The organism is Salipiger sp. HF18, from assembly GCF_011806505.1.
Classification (GTDB): domain Bacteria; phylum Pseudomonadota; class Alphaproteobacteria; order Rhodobacterales; family Rhodobacteraceae; genus Salipiger; species Salipiger thiooxidans.
Map to the genome: position 1 here is coordinate 1 of NZ_JAATOS010000446.1, position 3,231 is coordinate 3,231.

The following is a 3,231-nucleotide window of genomic DNA, read 5'->3' on the forward strand; positions in this document are numbered from 1 at the left end:
GGCGATCGAGACGGCGATGGGCGAGTTCCTCGTCGCGCGCCGCAACTCCGGCAACCGAGAGGCCGACATCGGTGACACCGTGCACCTTGTCTGGGCGCCGCAAGACCTGCGCATCCTGCCCGCGAAGGAGGGCGCCCGGTCATGAGCGCGCGTCCCTGGCTGATGTCCGCGCCGGCGCTGATCCTGTTCGGGGTCCTGCTGCTGGTGCCGCTCGGCATGACCTTCGTGCTGAGCTTCAACGCCTTCGACTTCTACGAGGGCATCATCCCGACCACCGGCCTTGCCAACTACGCCGAGGTGCTGGGCGACTCCTACTACTGGGAGATCTTCGGCCGCACCTTCGGCATCGCGCTCGCCACCACTGCGATCTGCGCGCTGATCGGCGTGCCGCAGGCCTACATCCTCTACCGCCTGTCGCCGGTCTGGCGCTCGGTGGTGGTGCTCATCGTGATCGGCCCGCTGCTGATCTCGGTGGTGGTGCGCACGCTGGGCTGGGCGATCCTGCTCGGCAACCGCGGCGTCATCAACACCGCCCTGAAGGACTGGGGCCTGATCGAGCGTCCGATCAAGATGATGTACACCGAGGGCGGCATCGTGCTCGCGCTGGTCCACGTCTTCGTGCCCTTCATGGTGCTCGCCGTCTGGGCCGCGCTGCAGCGCAAGGACCCCTCGACCGAGGCCGCGGCGGAAAGCCTTGGCGCCTCGCCCTTCACCGTCTTCCGCCGCATCGTGCTGCCGCAGACCGTGCCGGGGATCCTGTCGGGTTCGCTCATCGTGTTCTCGATGGCCGCCTCGTCCTTCGCCACCCCCGCCATCCTCGGTGGCCGCCGCGTCAAGGTCGTTGCCACCACCGTCTATGACGAGTTCATGAACACGCTCAACTGGCCGCTCGGCGCCGCCATCGCGGTGACGCTGCTGGTCGCGGTGATGATCATCATGATCACCTGGAACCGCCTGGTCGAGCGCCGCTACGGGGAGGCCCTGCAATGAACCGCAACGGCTCTGTCGCCCTGATCTTCAACGTGCTCTTCTGCACCTTCATGCTGGCGCCCATCGTCGTGGTGCTGGGCGTGTCGCTGACCCCCGAGGGCTTTCTCGAGTTCCCGCCCAGCGGCATCTCGATGCGCTGGTACAAGGCGATCCTCGACAACCCCGACTTCATCGACGCGGCGTGGATCAGCCTCAAGCTCGCCATCGCGGCAGCGACCCTGGCCACCGTGCTCGCCATCCCGGCGGCGCTCGCCATCGGTCGCGGCAGGTTCGCCGGCCGCGAGGCGCTGCAGGCGCTGTTCCTGTCGCCGCTGATGGTGCCGACCGTGGTGCTGGGCATCGCCTTCCTGCGGTTCCTGAGCCTCTTCGGCCTCAACGGCACCTTCATCGGCCTGATGGCCTGCCACGCGATCATCATCACGCCCTTCATCCTGCGGCTGGTGCTGGCGGCGGTGGTCGGGCTCGACCAGACCGTCGACCGCGCGGCCGAGAGCCTCGGCGCCAGCGGCTGGACCGTGTTCCGCCGCATCACGCTGCCCTCGATCATGCCGGGTGTCGTCGGCGGCTGGGTGCTGGCCTTCATCACCAGCTTCGACGAGCTGACGGTCTCGGTCTTCATCGTGAACCCCTCGACCACGACCCTGCCGGTGCGGATGTTCTCGCACATCACGCAGACGACGGACCCGCTGGTGGCCTCGGTGTCTTCGGTTACGGTGATCTTCAGCGTGGTTCTCATGGTGATCGTGGATCGCCTCTATGGCCTCGACAGGCTGCTGATCGGAGAGGGCAAGAAAGCATGACGACGGAACGAAGCGCCGATACGCTCGTCGTGGGCGGAGGGCTGGTGGGCGCCGCCATCGCCTGGGGCCTGGCCCGCGAGGGCGAGCGGGTGACGGTGATCGACGAGGGCGACATCGCGCTGCGCGCCTCGCGCGGGAACTTCGGCCTGGTCTGGGTGCAGACCAAGGGCCAGAACCTGCCCGACTACGCCCGCTGGACCCGCCGCTCGGCGGATCTCTGGACCGGGTTCAACGAGGAGCTGGCAGAGCAGACCGGCATCGGCCCGGACTACCACAAGCCCGGCGGCATGTCGCTTTGCCTCTCGAACGAGGAACTCGACGACGCCCGTAACCTCGCGCACCGGATGCACAACGTGAACGGCGAGGCGGGCTACGGGGCCGAGATCCTCGACCGCCAGCAGGTGCAGGAAATGCTCCCCGGCATCCGCCTCGGCGACGAGGTCGTCGGCGGCTCCTACGGCAGGCACGACGGCCACGCGAGCCCGCTGCGGCTTCTGCGGTCGCTCAACGCGGGCATGAAGGCGCGCGGCGTCAGCTACCGCAGCGACGGCCCGGTGGTGGGCGTCGGCAAGGACGGTGACGGCTTCTACGCCAGGACCGCCACCTCGACCTACCGCGGCGCCAAGCTGGTGCTCGCGGCGGGTCACGGCAACACCAAGCTCGCACCGATGATCGGCGTGAACCCGAAGCTGCGCCCGGAGAAGGGCCAGATCCTGGTGACCGAGCGCTGCGCGCCCTACCTGCCGATGCCAACCCATGTGGCGCGGCAGACCGAGGAGGGCACGATCATGCTCGGCGACAGCCACGAGGACACCGGCTACTCGACCCTTTCGGCGACGCCGCCGCTGACCGACATCGCCCGCAACGCCATCCGCTGCTTCCCCGAACTGGCGAAGCTGCGCATCGTCCGGACCTGGGGCGCCGTGCGCATTCTCAGCCCCGATGGCGGGCCGGTCTACGAGCAATCCGAGACAATGCCCGGCGCATTTTCGATCAACTGCCACTCCGGGGTCACGCTGGCCGGCGCCCACGCGCTGGCGCTCGCGCCGATGATCGCGCGCGGTGCGCTCGACCCCGATATCAGCATTTTCACCACAAGGAGGTTCCATGGCGAGGCGTATTGAGAGCGGGACGACCATCGTCCGCTTCACCTTCCAGGACCGGACCATCGAGGCGCAGGAAGGCGACACCGTCGCCGCTGCGCTCACCGCGGCCGGCGTCCGCGAGCTGCGCGAGAGCGTTGTCTCCGGCTCCCCGCGCGGCATCTTCTGCATGATGGGCACGTGCTTCGACTGTCTGGTCGAGGTGGACGGGCGCCCCAACGTGCAGGCCTGCCGCACCACCGTGACCGAGGGCATGACCGTCATGCCGCAGAAGGGCGGCCCCGCCGTGGAGGCCGGAGAATGACGATGATGGACAGCAACATGCCCCACGCCTGCGA

General features: G+C 68.3%; 5 protein-coding genes. All 5 read left to right on the forward strand.

All coding sequences use genetic code 11. From position 1 onward, the window contains the following. Positions 1-16: 16 nt before the first annotated feature. The 5 genes from HC022_RS22150 to HC022_RS22170 are packed head-to-tail and all read left to right on the forward strand — an operon-like array spanning position 17 to position 3,197. Positions 17-145, forward strand: a complete 129-nt coding sequence (locus tag HC022_RS22150; protein WP_254885229.1) for a hypothetical protein — start codon at positions 17-19, stop codon at positions 143-145. Beyond that, a complete protein-coding gene (locus tag HC022_RS22155) occupies positions 142-990 on the forward strand; it encodes an ABC transporter permease (RefSeq protein WP_008885720.1) in 849 nt (282 codons plus the stop codon). Before HC022_RS22150 ends, HC022_RS22155 begins: the two co-directional genes overlap by 4 nt. Next, positions 987-1,790 (forward strand): ABC transporter permease, encoded by an 804-nt coding sequence (locus HC022_RS22160; RefSeq protein ID WP_008883809.1) that lies wholly within the window; start codon positions 987-989, stop codon positions 1,788-1,790. The genes HC022_RS22155 and HC022_RS22160 overlap by 4 nt, the downstream gene beginning before the upstream one ends. Beyond that, a complete protein-coding gene (locus HC022_RS22165) occupies positions 1,787-2,914 on the forward strand; it encodes an FAD-binding oxidoreductase (RefSeq protein WP_167453847.1) in 1,128 nt (375 codons plus the stop codon). Before HC022_RS22160 ends, HC022_RS22165 begins: the two co-directional genes overlap by 4 nt. Beyond that, positions 2,898-3,197: a (2Fe-2S)-binding protein gene (locus HC022_RS22170; protein WP_008885790.1), complete on the forward strand. Its 300-nt coding sequence runs from the start codon at positions 2,898-2,900 to the stop codon at positions 3,195-3,197. Before HC022_RS22165 ends, HC022_RS22170 begins: the two co-directional genes overlap by 17 nt. Positions 3,198-3,231: the final 34 nt, after the last annotated feature.